Source organism: Rhizobium sp. B230/85 (genome assembly GCF_019355735.1).
GTDB classification, from domain to species: Bacteria; Pseudomonadota; Alphaproteobacteria; order Rhizobiales; family Rhizobiaceae; genus Rhizobium; species Rhizobium rhododendri.
The window spans coordinates 656,430-676,684 of the sequence record NZ_CP072156.1; the positions used below are offsets into that span (position 1 = coordinate 656,430).

Here is a 20,255-nt window from a genome sequence, read left to right on the forward strand (position 1 = left end):
GAAGCAGATACGGCAAATCCTGGCAGCCACAAGACAAAGATGCAATCCGGCGGGGCGCAAACGTAGCGAATGTCGATTTTGCTCGCCGTTATGTCCGGCTAACCCATGCGCTCCGAGGCATAGCTGCCGGGGCTCGCCGGGAAGACGACTGTTCTGTTGCCGTTGATGAAGGTCCGGTGATGGATATGGGCGTGGATGGCGCGGGCGAGCACCTGGCTCTCGACGTCGCGACCAATGGAGACATAGTCCTCGGCGCTCTGCGCGTGGGTAACCCGTGCGGTATCCTGCTCGATGATCGGGCCTTCGTCGAGATCGGCGGTAACATAATGCGCCGTTGCGCCGATCAGCTTGACGCCGCGCTCATAGGCTTGCTTGTAGGGATTGGCCCCTTTGAAGCTCGGCAGGAAGGAGTGGTGGATATTGATGATCCGCCCCGACATCTTGCGGCACATGTCATCCGACAGGATCTGCATATAGCGGGCAAGCACGATCAGCTCCGTGCCGGTCTGTTCGGCTACGTCCATGATCTCCGCTTCGGCCTTCACCTTGTTTTCCTTGGTCACCTTGATGTGGTGAAAGGGAATGTCATGGTTGACGACGACCTTCTGGTATTCGAAATGATTGGATACGACGCCAACGATGTCGATCGGCAGCGCGCCGATCTTCCAGCGATAGAGCAGGTCGTTGAGACAATGGCCGAAGCGCGACACCATCAGCAGTACTTTCATGCGCTTCGTCGCATCGTGGATTTCGGCATCCATCTTGAAGGTCTCGGCTATAGGCTTAAATCCCTCGACCAGCGCCTCCTGCGCGATGCCTTCCTCAGACATGAAGCTGACGCGCATGAAGAACTTGCCGGTATCGAGGTCGTCGAATTGCGACGAATCGACGATGTTGCAACCCTGGACGGCCAGATAGGTTGAAATGGCAGCAACGATCCCGCGCGTTGATTGGCAGGATACCGTCAGCACGTAGCTCTTCATGTCTGTTCCCTCATTCGCAGGTTTTGGACCTGCATAAATCAAAGCATGGGCGCCGGATAGCCGGATGCGCAGCGCAATCCGCAAAGCCAGGGCCTATTGGCGCGTAGATCGCCTTGCAGGCCCGCAGCCCATTCGCTTGCAGATTACGGCAGGCAAGCGAAAATCCCGTTCCCATTGCGTCGTCGGAACGCGTATCCCCGCCGTTGGCAGGGAAGTGCTTGCGCGGGATTTCGAAATGCCGCCGTCCTAGATGTCCAGCGTCGTATCGCGCTCCCACTGCGTGAAGTGCGAGGCATAGCTATTCCATTCCTGGTGCTTGAGCTTGACAAAGGCGGCGGAGAATTCGAGGCCCATCGCCTGCTTCAGTCCCTCGTCCTTGTCGTACTCGCGCAAGGCATCGAGAAGGTTCAGCGGCAGGCGCGGCGCGTCCTTCACGAGATGGCCTTCCGCATACATGTCGATGTCGTAATGCCGGCCGGGATCGGCATTGGTGTTCAGCCCATCGAGGCCGGCAGCGATGATTACCGCCTGCAGCAGGTACGGATTGACCGCGCCATCGGGCAGCCGCAGCTCGAAGCGGCCCGGCCCGGGTACGCGCACCATGTGGGTGCGGTTGTTGCCGGTCCATGTCACCGTGTTCGGCGACCAGGTGGCGCCGGAGGTCGTACGCGGCGCATTGATGCGCTTGTAGGAATTCACGGTCGGATTGGTGATCGCCGCCAGCGCCGAGGCATGCTTCATGATACCGCCGAGAAACTGGCGGCCCTCGGACGATAGCCCGAAATCCATGATCTTGTCGGCAAAGACGTTGGTCTTTCCGTCGGTATCCCAGACCGAGATGTGGCAATGGCAGCCGTTGCCGGTCAGGCCCTTGAAGGGCTTGGGCATGAACGTAGCGCGCAGCCCGTGCTTTTCAGCAACGGACTTGACCATGAACTTGAAGAAGGAATGCTTGTCGGCGGTGATAAGCGCGTCGTCGAACTCCCAGTTCATCTCGAACTGGCCGTTGGCATCCTCGTGGTCGTTCTGGTACGGGCCCCAGCCGAGCTCCAGCATGTAGTCGCAGATCTCGGTGATGACGTCATAGCGGCGCATGACCGCCTGCTGGTCGTAGCACGGCTTGTCGGCGGTGTCGTATTTATCGGAGATCTGTTCGCCGTCCCCGGTGATAAGGAAGAACTCGGCCTCGACACCCGTCTTGACGCGCTTGCCGAGCGCCTCGGCCTCGGCAATCAGCTTCTTCAGCACGTTGCGCGGCGCCTGCTCGACCAGCTTGCCCTCCATCACACAATCGGCTGCAACCCAGGCAACATCCTTCTTCCACGGCAGCTGGATGGCTGATGCGGCATCGGGCACTGCAAACAGATCCGGATGCGCCGGGGTCATGTCGAGCCAGGTGGCAAAGCCAGCGAAACCGGCACCATCGGCCTGCATGCCTGCAATCGCCTGGCTTGGTACGAGCTTTGCCCGCTGGCCGCCGAACAGGTCGGTGTAGCTGATCATGAAGTATTTGACGCCGCGTTCCTTCGCCCAAGTCTCGAGATTGATCGTCATCGTTCAGTTCCCCATTTGGTTTTTGCTGCGGCCTTTCCGGCCTGTCAGTCTACGGGTTCGCAGGACACCTCCGTGCGCACCGAATTCGCGATAAAGCATTCGTCATGGGCCAGGTGATGCAGTTCGGCAGCCGCCTTCGCGTTCGGACCATTGCCCTCCCAGACAATGCGCGGACGCAGCACGACTTTGGCGACCCACATGCGACCGCTCTCATTCTTTGCCATCACGCCTTCGGCGACATCTTCGTAGCGGTCGACCACGAAGCCGCGCTTGGCCACAAGGTAGAGAAACGTCAGCATATGGCAGGAAGAAAGGCTGGCAATAAAGGCTTCCTCCGGATCGATGCCGGATGGATCAGAGTAGCGCGGTACCACGTGCGGCGAGGATGAGGCGCGAACGCTGATACCGCCGTCGAACGACCAGGAATGTCCGCGACCATAGCGATTGTCGGTGAACGGCTCTGCCGCCCCCCGCTCCCACAAAATGGTCGCAGTATAGACGGCCATGTCAGAAGCCGCCCTTGCCGGGGATCCAGGAGGTACCGGCAAGCGGCACCTGCGCCATGGCTGACGCCTCGATCGTCAGCGCGCAAAGATCTTCCGGCTCCAGATTGTGCACATGGTTCTTGCCGCAGGCTCTGGCGATCGTCTGCGCCTCCAGCGTCATCACCTTCAGATAATTGGCAAGCCGGCGTCCGGCAGCAACCGGGTCGACGCGCTTCATCAGTTCCGGATCCTGGGTGGTGATCCCCGCCGGGTCCTTGCCTTCGTGCCAATCGTCATAGGCTTCGGCGGTCGTGCCGAGCGCTGCATATTCTGCTGCCCAGCGCGGATCGTTTTCGCCAATGGCAACCAGCGCTGCAGTACCGATCGACACGGCATCGGCGCCGAGCGCCAGAGCCTTGGCAACATCGGCGCCGTTGCGGATACCACCTGAAATGATCAGTTGCACCTTGCGATGCATGCGGAGATCCTGGAGCGCCTGTACTGCGGGGCGGATGCAGGCGAGCGTTGGCATACCGACATTCTCGATGAACACTTCCTGCGTCGCCGCCGTGCCGCCCTGCATGCCGTCGAGGACCACGACATCGGCGCCCGCTTTCACCGCAAGTGCCGTGTCATAGTAGGGACGGGCGCCGCCGACCTTCACATAGATCGGCTTTTCCCAGTTGGTGATTTCGCGCAACTCCATGATCTTGATCTCAAGATCGTCGGGCCCGGTCCAATCGGGGTGGCGCGAGGCAGAGCGCTGGTCGATGCCCTTCGGAAGGGTGCGCATGTCCGCGACCCGGTCCGATATCTTCTGGCCAAGCAGCATGCCGCCGCCACCGGGCTTGGCACCCTGGCCGATGACGATCTCGATAGCGTCGGCGCGGCGCAGGTCCTTGGGGTTCATGCCGTAGCGCGATGGCAGGTACTGGTAGACGAGGATCTGCGAATGGCCACGCTCCTCCTCCGTCATGCCGCCGTCGCCCGTGGTGGTCGAAGTACCGGCGATCGTCGCGCCACGTCCGAGCGCCTCCTTGGCCGGACCGGAGAGCGATCCGAAGCTCATGCCGGCAATGGTGATCGGGATCTTCAGTTCGATCGGCCTCTTGGCGAAGCGGCTGCCAAGCACGACATTGGTCTCGCACTTTTCACGGTAGCCTTCCAGCGGATAGCGCGAGATCGAAGCGCCGAGAAACAGGAGGTCGTCGAAATGCGGCAGCTTGCGCTTGGCGCCGCCGCCTCTGATATCATAGATGCCGGTTGCCGCAGCCCGGCGGATTTCCGACATCGTATATTCGTCGAAGGTTGCCGAGGAACGTGGCGTGGTCGGCGGGTTCTGGTAGCTCATGGCAGACCTCGATTGATCGCATTGTTTTTTTGTCGCAGCGGAAAGTCCCCGCTGACTGCCTTGGTCTGACGCTCAATAGGCGTCCGCATTGTCGACATTGAAAGTATAGAGCTTGCGCGCCGAGCCGTAGCGGTTGAATTCCTCCGGCTTGACGTCCGTGATGCCGGCCTTTTCGAGCAGTTCGGCCAGCAACCTCAGGTGTTCTGGCTTCATCTCCTTGGCGATGCAGTCCGCGCCCAGGCTTTTCACCGTACCGCGCACGAAAATCTTCGCTTCGTAGAGCGAGTCGCCCAAGGCATCGCCGGCATCGCCGAGCACCACCAGGTTACCCGCCTGCGCCATGAAGGCCGACATATGGCCGATGCTGCCGCGCACGACGATATCGACGCCCTTCATCGAGATGCCGCAGCGCGACGAGGCGTTACCCTCGATGACCAGCATGCCGCCGCAGGCCGTCGCGCCGGCATATTGCGAAGCGTCGCCTTTGACGACAATCGTCCCGGACATCATGTTTTCGCCGACACCGGGGCCGGCCGATCCGTGGATGGTGATGGTTGCGTCTTCGTTCATGCCGCCGCAATAATAGCCGACATTGCCCTGCACATCGATGGCAACCGGCGCATGCACGCCGCAAGCGACGGCATGGCTGCCGCGCGGGTTGATCACCTCGAAATGCAGATCGTTGGATCCCGGCGCAATGTCATGCAGGGCCTGATTGAGATCGCGGAGCGGCGTGATCGCCAGATCGAAGGTGGGCATGTTCTGTCCTGCAATTGGTAACTTGGAAGGGGATAGAAGCATCCGGCGTAGAGCCAGTTTAGTGCTCCCAGAAATAAACGGTCGCCGGCTCCGGCTCCCAGACACGCGCAGCCTCGATACCGGGCAGGCTAACCAGCGCGCGGTATTCCGAACCGAAGGCGACATACTGCTCGGTCTCGGCCATGACTGCAGGCTTGCAGGCGATGGCATCGCGCAGCACGCCGAAACCGGACTTGGTGCCGACGACAAATGTGAAGAAACCGTCGAGATCGTCGACAGCACCTTCCAGTGCTGCTCCGAGATTCTTGCCCTTGGCCATTTCAGCCGTCAGATAGGCGGCCGCGACTTCGGAATCGTTCTCTGTCTCGAAGCGCATGCCCTGATGCTTCAGCGAGCGGCGCAGGTTGTTGTGGTTGGAGAGCGAGCCGTTGTGCACCAGGCACTGATCCGAGCCTGTGGAAAACGGATGGGCGCCGAGCGTGGTGACCGCAGACTCCGTCGCCATGCGTGTGTGGCCGATGCCGTGCGTGCCGGACATGTCGGCGACGCCGAAGCGCGCCACGACATCGCGCGGCAGGCCGGTTTCCTTATAAATCTCGATCGAATCGCCGCTGCTCATGACGCGGATATCCGGGCGAATTTCGCCTAGCGCCGAGCGGGCATCATCCAGCTTGTCTTTCGGGAGCGTAATGACGGCATGGCTGCTTTTGATCTCGACCGCAATCGTCTGTCCCAGCGCCTCTTCCAGCTCTGCCTGAAGTCCGGCAAAATCCTTCGCAGGCGTCGCGGATTGCACGGTGATCTTGGCGTCGCGCCCTTGAGAGCCCCCATAGATCGCGATACCAGCCGAATCCGGCCCACGGTCGGTCATCGTCACCAGCATCGTGGACAGCATCGCGCCCAATTGGGGTTCCAGGCTTTTGTCCTTGAGGAACAGGCCGACAATGCCGCACATGATGAAATCCTCCGAATGATCGTTGCGAAAGAGGCCTAGCAAGAATCTTGGAGCACTTCAACTAGGAAGAAAATAAATTTCCCTTAAAGAAAGATTGTCTGATCGTGTCAATTTGTTTTACGGGCAGTTTTCGGAGGTCCGCCATAAGCCTGCCGATAGCAGCGAGAAAAATGTCCGGGGTTGGAGAAGCCGCAGGCAAAGGCGATTTCGGAGATGGATAGGCTGCTTTGCTGCAGCAGCTTTCGCGCATGGGCCAGCCTTATTCGGCGGTATTCTGCCAGGAATGTCGAGTTTAGCCTGGTTGCAAACAGCCGGTCGAGATGGCGTGGTGTGATCCGTGCGAAGATTGCCATCGCCTTGCGATCGAGCGGCTGCTCTATCGTCGTCTCCATCTTCTCGATCACCGCAAGCAGGATGGGATGGTGCGTGCCATGGCGCTCGGCCTCGGAAGCCCGCTGCGGCTCGGCGGCCGAACTCACATGCCGGTGCAGGTACCAGTCGCTGACCCGGCGGGCAAAATCCGCGCCCATGCGGGCCGCAATGATCGCGTGCAGCATGTCCAGTGGCGCAACGCCACCGCCGCAGGTGAGCCGCTTGCCGTCGATGATGTAGCGCGCCTGCAGCGGCGTCATGCCGGGAAAATCCTCGATCAGCGCCGGGGCATGTTCCCAATGGATAGTGAAGCGCTCGCCGGAGAGAAGGCCGGCTGCGGCCAGCAGGTATGGCCCGCCTGAGATGCCGCCGATGCGTACCCCGTCGCGATCGAGGGCCCGGAGCGCGCTATAGACGCCCGGCCAGTTCCATTCGTCCGGATGGCCGCCGGCAACCACGAAGACCGTGTGCAGCCGCTCACCGCGACCCGGCAAAGGTTCCGCGGGAACCTGCACGCCATTCGAGGCGACTGCGAATACACCTTGCGGTGAGAACACGCGAAAGCGATAGATTTCCCGACCGGCAAGGAGATTGGCCGCCCTCAGCGGCTCCACCGCCGAGGCGTAGCACATCAGCGCGAAGCCTGGGATCAGGATGAAGCCAATTTCCTGCACATTGCTGTTTTCGCTATCGCGCATCACGTTTGCCCCAAGCCGGTAGCCCATGGCGATGCGGAGTGGAAGCGCGGTCCCTGAAAGACAAGTCGTGGCCCTGCAGACCATCGCCGGTCTTTGCTCTCGCTTATTTTACGGTCGCGCTGCATGCTTTCGCCATACGCTGGTTCTTGGCCGCAGTTGCCAGCAGCGCCATCTGCGGCCGGTCCGGTGTCTTGCGCGGTTGCACGTTGAGCGGCTCGCTCTCCGGCCACCAGTCGCCCGCCGCCCAGTAGCTCCAGCCGAGCCAGACATCGCTGTTCTTGCCGAGGATGTCGAGCATACTCTGAAGCCCGTCGAGGCAGGGCTGATTGCCGGCGGCGCCGAACTCGCCCAGAAATCCCCGCTTGTGGTTCTGCCGCAGCCAGTTGGTGACGTCCGCAATACCGGTGCGTGCCTTGTCGGTGCCTTCGCAGAGAGCATGGGTTCCCGACCAGTCGGCATCGAGGTACTGGTGAAATTCATAGGCGTAGAAATCGAGCGGGTCTGTTACGCCAAGCATGATCTCGGCGTTCGAGCCGCCGCCGAGCCTGACCTCGCTCCATGAGTGGGCGCCGGTCCAGATCGTCCCGGGAACGAGGATGAGATTACGGGCACCGATCGCGCGGATCCTGCCGATCGCGGTATTCGCCGCTTTAAGCCAATCCGGTGCCTTGATATCGTTCGGCTCGTTCATCAGGCCGAAGACTGTGCTTGGCTGGTTGGCGAAGGCGCCGGCAAGCCGCGACCAGAAATCACCGAATGCATCGTCGGTGACCGGATCCTGCGAAATCGTCACCTTGTCGTAACGGGCGTAATTGTGCGGGTCGAGAACAACCGTCATGCCGTTTTTGTGGATCCGGTCGACGGCTGCCTTCAGGCGGGAAAGTTCTTCGTCATCGAGTTTCTCGTTCAGCTCGGGCTGCAGCCGCTCCCAGAGGAAGGGCAGGCGGACGACATTCATGCCCTTGCCGGCAAAGTAATGCACGGTTGCTTCCGTAGGGTAGATGTAGTCCGTACCTGCGACGCCATCGCGATCACCGTACTCAGCGCCCGAAAGATTGATCCCGCGATAGCAAAGCCCCGCTGCCTCGCCGCTGCCGGCGAAGGTCACGAGCCCTATGAGGGTCGTCGAAAGCATCGCAAACCTGCGCGCCATGCCAGCGATCGAGATTTTCATATCAGTCGCCCACGGGTTAGCGGTCTCGCCGCGTCTATACTCTCTGCATACAGACAGGTTCACGGCAGGTCCAGAGATAGGCAGCCGCAGATCTGCCACCCGTTTAAGGACTTGGGATTATCCCTTTCAAAACAATAATCGCGCCAGAGGTTTTCCTTTTGCCGCGAGTGGTGAATTTGCGCTATAGCGTTGCGAAAGACGCAGCGCGGCTGTCGCGCGCAATTGCCTTTTGCTGTCGGAAGCAGCAAGACATACTTGGTGTGCTGGAGACGGGCGAATACGCCCGAAAGAAATGCAATTGCGGACTGGGATGACCGGCGCCTGAGGAAATTGTTGATGGTACCTGCCGATCGGCTCGTTATGCCCTTTTTGGCTTTGCCGCGCGTGACAAAGCGCGCCTTTGCCCTCCTGGTCGATTCCAGCCTCTGTGTCCTCACGGTGTGGTTTGCCTATTGCCTGCGGCTCGACGGGTGGGTGATCCTCGAGGGTGTCGAATGGGTACCCGCCTTCGTTTCGCTCCTGCTCGCGATCCCGATCTTCATCGTGCTGGGGCTTTACCGCGCGATCTTCCGCTATGCCGGGCTCTCGGCGTTCATGACCGTGGTCAAGGCGGTGGCGATATACGGCCTGGCCTTCATGACGATCTTCACCGCGATCAGCATTCCAGGCGTGCCGCGCACCGTCGGCATATTGCAGCCGTTGCTGCTTCTGATCGCCGTCGGGCTGTCGCGCATGTGGACACGCTACTGGCTCGGCAACGCTTACCAGCGGCTTCTGAACCGCAATTCGCTGGCAAAAGTGTTGATCTATGGCGCTGGTGCTTCTGGAAGGCAGCTCGCCGCAGCTCTGTCTAATAGCTCTGAGTTGAATGTCGTAGGCTTTCTTGACGACGACAGGCACCTGCATGGCAGTATCATGGCCGGGCTGCCGATCTACGATCCCGCCGACCTGCCGGCACTCGTTGCTACCGGCGAAACACGCGACGTATTGCTGGCGCTGCCGAATGCCACAAGGCAACGCCGCAACGAAATCCTGGAGGCGATTCGCAAGGCCCGCGTCACCGTCCGCACCATGCCCGACCTGACCGCCTTGGCGCAGGGACGTGTGGCCGTGTCCGACTTGCGTGAACTCGATATCGAGGACCTACTTGGCCGCGATGTCATTGCGCCCGACCAGGCTTTGCTCGACCGCAACATCCGAGGAAAGGTCGTCATGGTGACCGGTGCCGGAGGCTCGATCGGCAGCGAGTTGTGCCGCCAGATCGTCAAGAACCGCCCCTCGAGCCTGCTGCTGGTGGAGCAGAACGAATTCGGCCTCTATCTTATCCTGGGCGAACTCGAGAAGGCGGCGCTGGCGATCCAGGATGCCGAGATCCGCATCATCCCTTTTCTTGCCTCCGTTCGCGACGGACCGCGTCTGGAGCAGATCATGACGGCATGGAAGCCGAGCACCGTCTACCACGCTGCCGCCTACAAGCACGTGCCGCTCGTCGAGTATAACCCCGCCGAAGGTATCAAGAACAACGTCACCGGGACCGTCGCCGCAGCCACGGCAGCGCAAAAGGCGGGCGTCGAGAATTTCGTCCTCATCAGCACGGACAAGGCGGTTCGCCCGACCAATATCATGGGCGCGAGCAAGCGACTTGCGGAGATGGTGCTGCAGGCCCTCGACGCCGATCGCGTCACCAGCGGCACGACCACGAGTTTTTCGATGGTCCGCTTCGGCAACGTGCTGGGCTCATCAGGTTCCGTTGTGCCGCTGTTTCGCCAGCAGATCCGTGACGGTGGCCCGGTTACGCTCACCCATCCGGAGATCACCCGCTATTTCATGACAATCCCGGAAGCCTCGCAGCTGGTCATCCAGGCCGGCGCCATGGCATCGGGCGGGGATGTCTTTCTGCTCGACATGGGAGAGCCGGTTCGCATCGTCGATCTCGCCCGCCGTATGGTTGAGCTATCCGGCTTCAGTGTTCTGGACGACGATAATCCCGAGGGCGATATCGAGTTGCGGATTACCGGCCTGCGTCCCGGCGAAAAACTCTTCGAGGAACTGCTGATCGGCGATAACCCGCAGCCGACGCCGCATCCGCGCATCATGCGGGCTCGCGAGGATTTTCTCAGGTGGCCGGAATTGTCCGAGCGCCTGGCGGCGCTGGAGAAGGCTTTGGATGAAAATGACATTCCGCTCGCCCAGAGCATCCTGAAGATGCTGGTCTCCGGCTATGCCCCGAATGGAAATGTGGTGGACCTGGTGTTTCGCGAACGCGAGGGAGAGGCCGCCGCTTAGACCGGCTCGCGGTCTTTTGTGTTTGAGCGCCTGAAAGCTTCTAGCGGCTGATCCGCTGGCATCCCCATGTCGCATAGAACCACCGTCGCAGTTGGTCGTGAGCACGGAACCAGTGGGTTGTCATGCGCAGCATGAAGTGTCGCTTGGCAGCCCTGTAATGCGACCTCTTGCCGATCGTCGTATCTCTTCGATGCGGACTGAATGTTACGAGATTGTCTTCTGTCGAAAACGTCTGGACACCAGTCGACCAGCCGCGTTCGAGAGCGACATCGTAGGGCAACAGAACCGTATTCAACCTCTTTACCAACTTCAACGCCGCTTCGCGCGTGACGATGTAGCATGCAGCCGAGCCCTGGGGACCGTGCAGGCAGCGGCCGACGACATCGCCGAGGGTGGTCATAGCGACGGGTCTGAAACCGACCTTTCGGTGATTTGCGAGCTTGATGACGCTGCCCTCGGTGCCAGGCACGGCCGCCACGGCCGCCATGGCCCGCGGGATAAGTGCCGCGTTGAGGTCGACATCATCCTCTATGATGATGGCCATCGCGTCGCCACTGGCAACGAAGGTTTCAAGAGCCACCAGGTGGCTTCGATAACAGCCGTATTCGCCGGCGAGGATCGTGCGGCCGTTGTGATAACTGAAGGAGCGGGGATGAAAGCCGACCCGCTCCTCCGCGAGCACAGATTGGCCGTCTACGGCTGCGACCCGAACGAGGTTCAGGCCGTGCTGGACAGCCTGGGTGCGGAGGCGATCCCAGCGCTCGATGCAGCGATCCAGATTGATAACGTAAATGAGGAGCGGAGACGCGGGGACTGCCCTGTTAATTCCGCGACAGGCATCCTTTCGCTCGACCCGTTCAAGCATTCACTCAACTCCCGACAGATCAGCACGACTTAAACGTCATAAAACCGGAAAAGATTGGACAGATGCAGTACAGCGATCGCAACTTTGTTCCCGCTCTAACTAATGCCATGTCGTCCGAGCGAGTTCAAGCGCGTCCGGGATCGCCATTTGTGACAGGCTGTTACGTTGGGACATCGGTTTCAGCAAGATGTGATGAGGCCACGCTGCCTTTTGCAAGCCGCTCAGGCTTTCCCTCGGTTCCTGTAATGACTATATGCGGATAGCACGGGGTGTTGCGTAATGCTCCGCCCAGCAGAAGGGTTGGCGTTCATGTGGATAATGAGAGTTGCTCTGGTCGGAGCCACGCTGCTTGCCCTGACACCCTACAACGGCTTTGCCGAAGGTGAGGGCAAACTCACATGGAATAAGCCGATCTATCCCTACAAGGATTTGCCAGGCGTCACGGCACCACAGGCATTTCAGGAAAAGTTTAAGTGCTGGACGCGCTTGGCCGACCTCGATTTCGGCTATCGCAGCTTCTACCGCGACTACCCGCGCCTGGTCTACGTTTGCGACCAGAACGGCGTCATTTCCGAAAGCACCCGCCCACCCAACTACAGTTACTGGCAATACAACAACCGTAATCGCTGACCCGTCCGACACCGCGTTTTCGCACAGCGTAACGACAGCAAAAGACACCCCCGAAGGGGCGTCCGCTAACAATATTATGAAAGCTAAGCTGTTGATCTGGCAGAGATCAAAAATGGAATGGTGCCCAGAAGAGGACTCGAACCTCCACACCCTTTCGGGTACCAGCACCTGAAGCTGGCGCGTCTACCAATTCCGCCATCTGGGCGACGGTCAGGCATGTAAGGGGGTCGTCCGCTACTGTCAACAGCGTTTTTGAAGTTTTGATGTCATTCCCCCAAAAAGCGACTTATTGCGCTGTTCGGGCAAAGGCGCGGACCAGATCAAGTCCTTGGACCAAAAGCGACTTTGCCTCGCTTTCGCTGGCCGCCTCGACATAGCAGCGCATTTCCGGGGCGTTGCCCGAGGGACGGAAATGGATCATCCGGCCGTCCTCCAGCATGACTTGCAAGCCGTCTATGTCGCTCGTTAAGGCTACCGATCCAACAGGTGCCAGAAACGCAGCCAGATTGCTTTCCGAGGCGCGCAGATGCGCCATCAGCGCGCCGCTGGTCTCGAGTGCAAAATTCTCCAGCCGGTCGGCTGCGGCAAAGGGCAGGCTGTAGCCGGCGGCGACCTTAGACAGGGTCTTCTTCGAAGCCGCTGCCGCATGGAGCGTCGCAAGGATCGGCAGAAAACTATCGCGCGTCGGCAGGGGCTGGATGGACGTGCCGTTGACGGTAAAGGCGCTTGCCGTCAACGTGCCGCCATTGGCCTCGAAACCCATGACGCCCGGCCGTCCGTCCGCAAGCGCGGCGTTCATGCCAGCGATCACATAGGGCGAGCCGACGCGGGTGCGGGTGACGCTGTAGCGGCCGGCGGTCTCGATGCCGGAATTGGAGGTGACAGGCGTAACGAGCACGCCGGCACCGAGGAAATTGGCGGCGATGAGACCGAGGAGGTCGCCGCGCAGCGGCTCGCCGTGTTCGTCCGAGACCAGTGGTCTGTCGCCGTCGCCATCGGCGGAGACGATGGCATCGAGCCGGTGTTCGTTCGTCCATCCGCGGAGCAGTTCGACGGTCTGGGCAGAAACGGCTTCGGTATCGACCGGGATGAAGCTGTCGGAGCGACCGAGCGGCACGACGCGGGCGCCGTAATGAGCTAGGACTTGCCCCAGCAGGTCGCGGGCGACCGTGCTGTGCTCGTACACGCCGACGGTCAGGCCCACAAGGCTGCCTGCTGGCAGGAGTGCGGCGTTGCGGCTCAAGAACTGTGCCTCAGCCTGCTCGCCGCGCTTCTCCGCGCTGGCAGGCGAGGCGTCGATGGCGCTGTCGCCGATGGTGGCCGCTTCCGTTGTAATGGCTTCTTCGTCCTGCTTGTCGATTTCGCCATCCGGGCGGTAGAATTTGATGCCGTTGCGATCGGCCGGAATATGAGAGCCGGTCACCATCAGGCTGGCGGCTCCGAGTTCCAGGCCATAGAGCGCCAGCGCTGGCGTGGCGATGGCGCCGCAATCGATCGGTACGAGGCCGGCGCGCCCCAGCGCCCCGATGCAGGTCGCAGCAACTGATGGGCTCGACTCGCGGAAATCGCGACCGACGAGAACGGGGTCGCCAGGTTTGGCATGGCCGCTCTTCAGGAGATGACGGGCAAACGCCGTTGAATAGAGAGCCGAGGCGCGGCCTTCGAGATCGACAGAAAGGCCGCGAAGGCCGCTCGTTCCAAATTTCAGACTGCTCACGCGATAACTCCCGACATTGATAAGGCTTTATGGCGCAGGACCGAAGATCGATCAACCGACGCAAACGGTCGGACGCACCAGGTTTGGCCCTGCGCACTTGGGCAGGACATGATGGTGACCTATATAGCCTACCATATGACGCGCGAAAGAAAGCGGCACGGGAAATGATGAAATTTACCGCAAGGAGCCCCGGCGCTCCATGGGGAGGTGGTGCCGCATGGTTTCGCAACCTCGTTCTGTTGGCTGTTGTAGTCATGGCTTCGCTGACTGCACTGTCAGCTCAAGCCTTGCCTCTCACAGCCGTCGCCAAGATAGAGCCTCCGGCAGCTTTGATCGAGATCTCGACGGTGTGCGATACGCGCGGTTGCTTCACATTTGGGCCGCGCCAGAGCTATCAGCGGCCAAACTATCGTCCGCTCGGCCAGACGGGACCCCGATATTATAGTCCCGGCGCACGGCCGCCTCGCTTTATCTTCCGACCCCAGCCCCCGAGGCTACCGGCGCAGGTCCGCGTGCCTGCCGCCGATCCGAGCTTTCACCGCCAAAGCTGCATGAACCGTTACCGCTCCTACGACCCGTTGACCGACAGCTACAAGGCGCCGGGCGGCAGGCCGGTGCGCTGCGTTCTGCCGGAGCGCCGCTGATCGCTTCAGCTCTCGCTGCGCTCCCGGTCGGTGTGGCCGAGATCGCGCTCGGGTTCGATGATGTCGCGGACCCGCTGCTTTAATTCCTTCGGGCCCGGAAAACCACCGTCGCGCTTGCGTTCCCAGATCAGCTCACCGTCCACCCGGATCTCGAAATTGCCGCCGGTGCCGGGCAGGAGGGCCACCTCGCCGAGACTGTCGCCAAATGTTTGGAGCAGTTCCTGCGCCATCCACGCGGCGCGCAGCAGCCAGTTGCACTGGGTGCAGTAGAGGATGCTGATGCGGGGTTTTGCGGTCATGTCGGCTTTTCCTGTGCGACCCGCAGTCTAGGGCTGACGGTTGCGCACAGAAATCCACTGTATGCACCATCGTTTGCCGATGCTGCGCATCATGATGGTGTGTTAACGTACTTTTTCGCGGTTAAGCGAAGACGCTCGCTATGGTCATAAATCTGATCCAGACTATCGATTATGATCCGCTCTTCGTTTTCGCCGTCGAATAACCCGATGTATTTTACTGCGCGATTGAACCACAGGCGCGCGAGCGGCTTACGATTGTTATTGTCCACCAAGACGCCACAATAGGTCTTTTGATCACGCATAATCACTCGTTTTGGAGCGATTGTGTCGCGAACAATTGCTTTCACTATCATATAGCCCTCGCGCTCCTCGTCCGTCGTAACAACTTCCGGATCTTCAGCTATTGGCTCATCGATCTTTTCAATGACCTCCTGCGTGTCAGCCAACGCGTTCGAAAGGCGACTCTTAACAGTATCCATGATCACTTCACGAAACGCAGCCCGCACGACAACGGTCAGCATTTCTCGAACTGCGGCCGTCCTGGTACCTTCGTAGAAGCCTGCAGATATCAGTTTTACAAACTCCTCAGATGGATCTTCGATAAGCTTGGAGATGACCTGCTTCGCGCCGGATGTGTATTTAAGCCGTTCGGCAGTCGCTAGAATAGCGTTTACATCAAACCCACCTTTCTCAAACTTTCGCAGTTCGGAAATGATGCCGGCGTTAAAATCAGTGACATCGAATATAAAGAACGGACGCATATCGAGCTTATTTACCGCGTCCAAATCGGTGTAAAAGTTGAAAGTACGTCCGTTCGTGAGAATGGCGAACTTTGCATTTGTGACACTGAAGTACCGATACAGTTGATCGAGATGCTTCTTTTCCAAAGCCACCGAGATCGGTTTGCACTCGATGAGAATCCGGATGTCGCCATCAATTTTGATCGCGTAGTCAACTTTCTCGCCCTTTTTCCCAACAGCGTCCGCCGTAAATTCGGGAATGACTTCGGAAGGGTCGAAAACGTCGTATCCCAAAGCGCGAAGGAATGGCAGAACCACCGCTGTCTTGACAGCCTCTTCCGTTATCATGGTGCTGGAATGCGACTTAACACGCTCGGAAATGGCGCGCAGGCTTTCTTCGATCGTATTCATGCTTCCCCCACTCGTTATGAGGGAAGCATTCACTAAGTACCCGTCTGCGTCAATGGGCCTGCTCGGTAGTCGAAAACACTGCGGAGCTATGGCGCCAGGCTTCCCCTCACTCGTCGCTCATCTTCAGCGCCGCAATAAACGCTTCCTGTGGAATGTCGACCTTGCCGAACTGGCGCATGCGCTTCTTGCCGGCCTTCTGCTTGTCGAGCAGCTTGCGCTTGCGGGAGGCGTCGCCGCCGTAGCACTTGGCGGTCACGTCCTTGCGCATTGCCGAGATCGTCTCGCGGGCAATGACGTTGCCACCGATAGCTGCCTGGATAGGGATCTTGAACATGTGCCGCGGGATCAGGTCCTTCAGCTTTTCGCACATGTCGCGGCCGCGCTTTTCGGCGGCGGTCCGGTGTACCAGCATCGACAGCGCGTCGACCGGCTCGCCGTTGACCATGATCGACATTTTCACAAGGTTGCCTTCTTTGTACCCGTCGAGATGGTAGTCGAAGGAGGCATAGCCCTTGGAAATCGATTTCAGCCGGTCGTAGAAGTCGAACACGACTTCGTTGAGCGGCAATTCGTAGGTCAGCATGGCGCGCTTGCCGACATAGGTAAGCTCGGTCTGGACGCCACGGCGATCCTGGCAGAGCTTGAGGATGCCACCGAGGTAGTCGTCCGGGGTCAGGATGGTCGCCTTGATCCACGGCTCGTGGATTTCCGAGATGCGCACGACATCCGGCATGTCGGCCGGATTGTGCAGCTCGCGTTCGCTGCCGTCGGTCATGTTGAGCTTGTAGACCACAGACGGCGCGGTGGCGATGAGGTCGAGATCGAACTCGCGCTCGAGGCGTTCCTGGATGATTTCGAGATGCAGCAACCCGAGGAAGCCGCAGCGGAAACCGAAGCCGAGAGCTGCGGACGATTCCATTTCGAACGAGAACGAGGCGTCGTTGAGGCGCAGCTTGCCCATGGCAGCGCGTAGATCCTCGAAGTCGGCCGCATCGACGGGAAACAGGCCGCAGAAGACGACCGGCTGGGCCGGTTTGAAGCCCGGCAGCGCCTTGGCCGTCGGCTTCTTGTCTTCGGTAATGGTGTCGCCGACGCGGGTGTCTGCCACTTCCTTGATCGAGCCGGTGAAGAAGCCGATCTCGCCCGGGCCGAGGCTGTCGACGGTCAGCATCTTTGGCGTCAGCACGCCGACGCGTTCGACCTGGTATTTTGCGTCGGTGCCCATCATGCGGATGGTCTGGCCTTTGGTCAGCACGCCGTCGAGGATACGCACCAGAACCATGACCCCGAGATAGGTGTCGTACCAGCTGTCGACCAAGAGCGCCTTCAGCGGGCCTTTTTCGCCCATCTCGCTTTTCGGCGCCGGCAGCTGGTGGACGATGGCTTCCAGAACCTCGGGGATGCCGAAGCCGGTCTTGGCCGAAATCAGCACGGCCTGGCTGGCGTCGATGCCGATGACTTCCTCGATCTGCTCGCGGATGCGGTCGGGTTCTGCAGCCGGAAGGTCGATCTTGTTGAGAACGGTGACGATCTCGTGATTGTTGTCGATGGCCTGGTAGACGTTGGCCAGGGTCTGGGCCTCGACTCCCTGTGACGCGTCGACCACCAGCAGCGATCCTTCGCAGGCCGAAAGCGAGCGCGACACTTCATAGGCGAAGTCGACATGGCCGGGTGTGTCGATCAGGTTGAGGACATATTTCTCACCATTGTTCGCCTGGTAGTGCAGGCGCACCGTCTGAGCCTTGATGGTGATGCCGCGTTCGCGCTCGATGTCCATGCTGTCGAGCACCTGCTCCGACATGTCGCGTTCGGCAAGGCCGCCCGTCGACTGGATCAGCCGGTCGGCAAGCGTCGATTTGCCATGGTCGATATGGGCGACAATGGAAAAGTTGCGGATATGGTCGAGTGGGATGCGGTTCGGATCGGTGCTCATGCGCGCCATATAGCAGCGCCGTCCTCAGCCGCAAAGCGGAAAACGGGTGCAGTGCAGGGCTTTGCGGCAATTCGCAAAGCACCTGAGGCGCCAAATCTCCGCGCATGACGGGGGTTGATTCCACGATATGACCACGATATTCTCTGATAGTAGAAAAAGAGAGTGTCATGGAACAGGAATTGGACATTGCAGTTGGCGCCCGGATCCGACAGTTGCGAATCGATAAGGCGCTGACGCTGGATGAGCTGGCCCGGTCCTCGGGCGTCAGCCGTGCCATGATCTCGCGGATCGAGCGCGCCGAGGCGAGCCCGACTGCGTCACTGCTGGCGCGCCTTTGCGCGGCTCTCGGTCTGTCTCTTTCCGCCTTTTTTGCCGACGAGGGCAGGGCTGCGTCGCCCTTGGCGAGGCGCGAGGAGCAGCCGGTCTGGCGGGATCCGGAGACGGGCTATGTCAGGCGCGCAGTCTCGCCGGCGCGCACCGCTTCGCCCGTCGAAATCGTCGAGATTTCGTTTCCGCCCGGCGCCCGCGTCAGTTTTCCACCGCATGCCGCCGGCCGTGGCATCACCCAACACTTCTGGCTGTTCGAGGGCGAGATGGAGGTGATTACCGCCGATTGTGTCCAGCGGCTACAGCCGGGCGATTGCCTGTTCATGCCCATTGGCGAGGGCCACGTCTTTCACAATCCGACCGAACGCCCCGCGCGCTATTGCATCGTGCTCGACCAGAGCGGCCGATGACCAACATCTGGAGAAAACAATGATCGATATCCGCATGCTCGATGCCGACCAGGCTCGCAGTGCAGGGCAGAAGCTTGCCGAAATCCTGGTGGATTGCGTCGAAGACGGCGCCTCCCTCGGTTTCATGCACCCCTTCGGCGTCTCGGATGCGCTGCCCTTCTGGGCTGGCGTCGCCGATGACGTGGCATCCGGCAAGACGCTTCTGTTTGTCGCCGAAATCGACGGTGAGATGGTCGGTACGGTGCAGATCGGCTTTGCCAGCATGCCAAACCAAGCCCATCGCGGCGACCTAAAGAAGCTGCTCGTCCACCGCTCGGCGCGGGGCAAGGGCGTATCCCGGCTGCTCACGGAAGCCGCCGAGCAGGAGGCGGCACGGCACGGTAAGAGCCTGCTGGTGCTCGATACCGCAACTGGCAGCCCGGCAGAAGCCATCTACCCCCGCCTCGGATGGAACAGGGTAGGCATCATTCCGGACTATGCCGCCTGGCCACAAGGTGGCCTCGGCGATGTGACGCTTTTCTACAAGCGGATAGGGCTTCCTGCTGCTTGACAGCGGTGGCCTCGTCCCCGTTCTATCCTCCCGGACGACAATCGGGGACCTCCAATGCGCATTTTCTATTCCGAAGACCACAAGCTGCGCGATGCAAAGACGGAACTCCATGGCGGCTTGCTGGTGACCCCGTTCGAGGGGCCGTTCCGCGCAGAGTGGATTCTGGCGGCGGTCCGGGACGCCGGCTTTTCCGACGTGGTATCGCCGCGACCGCAGGGGCTTGAAACGGCACTGAAAGTTCATGACGCCGGCTATCTCGATTTTCTGTCGAAGGTCTGGCGCCTGTGGAAGGCAAGCGGGGCGGAAGGTGAGGCGATCGCGACCTCGCTGCCGGTGCGCCGCTCCACCCTGCGCATTCCCAACGATATCGACGGCATGCTTGGTTATTACGCCAATGCGACGGAGACATCGATCACCGACGGCACCTACGAGGCTGCGCTTTCCGCCATGCATTGCGCCCTCGATGGCGCGGATTGGCTGAATGCCGGTAACCGCTTTGCCTTTGCGCTCTGCCGCCCGCCCGGTCATCATGCCGGTATCGATCTTTTCGGCGGCTATTGCTTCATCAACAACGCCGCCGTCGCCGCCGAGCGGCTGATCGAGCATGGCGCGAAAAAGGTCGCCATCCTCGACGTCGATTTTCACCACGGCAACGGCACGCAGGACATCACCTACCAGCGCAGCGATATCTTCTTTGCTTCGCTGCACGGCGAGCCGGCCAATGCCTTCCCCTATTTCTGGGGTTACGCCGACGAAATCGGGGCAGGCGCCGGCGAAGGGTGCAACGCCAATTATCCGCTGCCGCGCGACACTGCCTGGCCGGCCTGGTCTGCAGCGCTCGGCGACGCGCTCGCCCGCATCCAGGCGTCAGGCGCCGAGGCGATCGTTCTGTCGCTCGGCGTCGATACGTTCGAGCGCGACCCGATCTCCTTCTTCAGGCTGACCTCCGAGGATTTCAGCCGCATGGGGGCGATGATCGCGGCGGCCGGCCTGCCGGTGATCACCTGCATGGAGGGCGGCTACGGCGTTCCGGAAATCGGCCTCAACGTCGCCAATGTTCTGATGGGCCTGGAAGCCTGATCCGCAGCCATCGATTTTCCTGATGTCAGTAT

19 protein-coding genes and 1 tRNA gene are annotated in these 20,255 nt (G+C 60.4%); 6 read left to right on the forward strand and 14 right to left on the reverse strand.

Annotated elements, in window-relative coordinates; all coding sequences use genetic code 11:
• Nucleotides 1-98: 98 nt before the first annotated feature.
• From purU to J5289_RS03110, 8 genes are all read right to left on the reverse strand, one after another.
• Nucleotides 99-983, reverse strand: a complete 885-nt coding sequence (purU, locus tag J5289_RS03075; protein ID WP_209182433.1) for a formyltetrahydrofolate deformylase — start codon at nucleotides 981-983, stop codon at nucleotides 99-101.
• Nucleotides 984-1,229: 246 nt separating this feature from the next.
• A complete protein-coding gene (gene glnT, locus J5289_RS03080; protein ID WP_209182434.1) occupies nucleotides 1,230-2,537 on the reverse strand; it encodes a type III glutamate--ammonia ligase in 1,308 nt (435 codons plus the stop codon).
• Nucleotides 2,538-2,581: 44 nt separating this feature from the next.
• A complete protein-coding gene (locus J5289_RS03085) occupies nucleotides 2,582-3,043 on the reverse strand; it encodes an OsmC family protein (RefSeq protein WP_209187295.1) in 462 nt (153 codons plus the stop codon).
• A 1-nt stretch (nucleotide 3,044) separates the two neighbouring features.
• A complete protein-coding gene (locus J5289_RS03090) occupies nucleotides 3,045-4,373 on the reverse strand; it encodes an FMN-binding glutamate synthase family protein (RefSeq protein WP_209182436.1) in 1,329 nt (442 codons plus the stop codon).
• Between the two features lie 72 nt (nucleotides 4,374-4,445).
• The gene (locus J5289_RS03095) at nucleotides 4,446-5,132 is read right to left on the reverse strand and encodes a GXGXG domain-containing protein (RefSeq protein ID WP_142830230.1); all 687 of its coding nucleotides are present in this window, start codon (nucleotides 5,130-5,132) and stop codon (nucleotides 4,446-4,448) included.
• Nucleotides 5,133-5,190: 58 nt separating this feature from the next.
• The gene (locus J5289_RS03100) at nucleotides 5,191-6,087 is read right to left on the reverse strand and encodes a glutamine amidotransferase family protein (protein WP_209182437.1); all 897 of its coding nucleotides are present in this window, start codon (nucleotides 6,085-6,087) and stop codon (nucleotides 5,191-5,193) included.
• Nucleotides 6,088-6,194: 107 nt separating this feature from the next.
• Nucleotides 6,195-7,157, reverse strand: coding sequence for a GlxA family transcriptional regulator (locus J5289_RS03105; RefSeq protein WP_209182438.1), 963 nt, complete (start codon nucleotides 7,155-7,157; stop codon nucleotides 6,195-6,197).
• Between the two features lie 103 nt (nucleotides 7,158-7,260).
• The gene (locus J5289_RS03110) at nucleotides 7,261-8,331 is read right to left on the reverse strand and encodes a glycoside hydrolase family 5 protein (RefSeq protein WP_209182439.1); all 1,071 of its coding nucleotides are present in this window, start codon (nucleotides 8,329-8,331) and stop codon (nucleotides 7,261-7,263) included.
• Between the two features lie 336 nt (nucleotides 8,332-8,667).
• On the opposite strand from J5289_RS03110, the gene J5289_RS03115 reads away from it, so the two are divergent.
• Nucleotides 8,668-10,617 carry a nucleoside-diphosphate sugar epimerase/dehydratase gene (locus tag J5289_RS03115; RefSeq protein ID WP_219258293.1) on the forward strand — a complete coding sequence of 650 codons (1,950 nt, stop codon included), beginning with the start codon at nucleotides 8,668-8,670 and terminating at the stop codon, nucleotides 10,615-10,617.
• A gap of 40 nt (nucleotides 10,618-10,657) precedes the next feature.
• Here J5289_RS03115 and J5289_RS03120 read toward each other — a convergent pair whose 3' ends face one another.
• A complete protein-coding gene (locus J5289_RS03120) occupies nucleotides 10,658-11,482 on the reverse strand; it encodes a glycosyltransferase family 25 protein (protein ID WP_209182481.1) in 825 nt (274 codons plus the stop codon).
• A gap of 318 nt (nucleotides 11,483-11,800) precedes the next feature.
• Between J5289_RS03120 and J5289_RS03125 the strand changes: the two genes are divergently transcribed.
• Nucleotides 11,801-12,112: a hypothetical protein gene (locus J5289_RS03125; protein WP_219276563.1), complete on the forward strand. Its 312-nt coding sequence runs from the start codon at nucleotides 11,801-11,803 to the stop codon at nucleotides 12,110-12,112.
• Nucleotides 12,113-12,230: 118 nt separating this feature from the next.
• Here the strand turns inward: J5289_RS03125 and J5289_RS03130 are convergent.
• A tRNA-Leu gene (locus J5289_RS03130) sits at nucleotides 12,231-12,317 on the reverse strand.
• An 81-nt stretch (nucleotides 12,318-12,398) separates the two neighbouring features.
• Nucleotides 12,399-13,820: a phosphomannomutase gene (locus J5289_RS03135; RefSeq protein WP_209206833.1), complete on the reverse strand. Its 1,422-nt coding sequence runs from the start codon at nucleotides 13,818-13,820 to the stop codon at nucleotides 12,399-12,401.
• A gap of 263 nt (nucleotides 13,821-14,083) precedes the next feature.
• Between J5289_RS03135 and J5289_RS03140 the strand changes: the two genes are divergently transcribed.
• Nucleotides 14,084-14,473: a BA14K family protein gene (locus tag J5289_RS03140; RefSeq protein WP_209182830.1), complete on the forward strand. Its 390-nt coding sequence runs from the start codon at nucleotides 14,084-14,086 to the stop codon at nucleotides 14,471-14,473.
• A 5-nt stretch (nucleotides 14,474-14,478) separates the two neighbouring features.
• On the opposite strand, the gene J5289_RS03145 is transcribed toward J5289_RS03140, so the two are convergent.
• The 3 genes from J5289_RS03145 to lepA all read right to left on the reverse strand — a co-directional run bounded on the left by J5289_RS03145 (nucleotide 14,479) and on the right by lepA (nucleotide 17,865).
• Nucleotides 14,479-14,772 carry a SelT/SelW/SelH family protein gene (locus tag J5289_RS03145; protein ID WP_209182482.1) on the reverse strand — a complete coding sequence of 98 codons (294 nt, stop codon included), beginning with the start codon at nucleotides 14,770-14,772 and terminating at the stop codon, nucleotides 14,479-14,481.
• An 89-nt stretch (nucleotides 14,773-14,861) separates the two neighbouring features.
• Nucleotides 14,862-15,923, reverse strand: a complete 1,062-nt coding sequence (locus tag J5289_RS03150; RefSeq protein ID WP_209182483.1) for a type I restriction endonuclease — start codon at nucleotides 15,921-15,923, stop codon at nucleotides 14,862-14,864.
• A gap of 106 nt (nucleotides 15,924-16,029) precedes the next feature.
• Nucleotides 16,030-17,865, reverse strand: a complete 1,836-nt coding sequence (lepA, locus tag J5289_RS03155) for a translation elongation factor 4 (protein WP_111216083.1) — start codon at nucleotides 17,863-17,865, stop codon at nucleotides 16,030-16,032.
• 158 nt (nucleotides 17,866-18,023) lie between these two features.
• Between lepA and J5289_RS03160 the strand changes: the two genes are divergently transcribed.
• From J5289_RS03160 to J5289_RS03170, 3 genes are read left to right on the forward strand one after another with little or no spacing between them, the layout of a single operon-like run.
• Nucleotides 18,024-18,593: an XRE family transcriptional regulator gene (locus J5289_RS03160; protein WP_209182484.1), complete on the forward strand. Its 570-nt coding sequence runs from the start codon at nucleotides 18,024-18,026 to the stop codon at nucleotides 18,591-18,593.
• A gap of 19 nt (nucleotides 18,594-18,612) precedes the next feature.
• The gene (locus J5289_RS03165; protein ID WP_209182485.1) at nucleotides 18,613-19,143 is read left to right on the forward strand and encodes a GNAT family N-acetyltransferase; all 531 of its coding nucleotides are present in this window, start codon (nucleotides 18,613-18,615) and stop codon (nucleotides 19,141-19,143) included.
• A 54-nt stretch (nucleotides 19,144-19,197) separates the two neighbouring features.
• Nucleotides 19,198-20,223, forward strand: coding sequence for a histone deacetylase family protein (locus tag J5289_RS03170; RefSeq protein ID WP_209182486.1), 1,026 nt, complete (start codon nucleotides 19,198-19,200; stop codon nucleotides 20,221-20,223).
• Nucleotides 20,224-20,255: the final 32 nt, after the last annotated feature.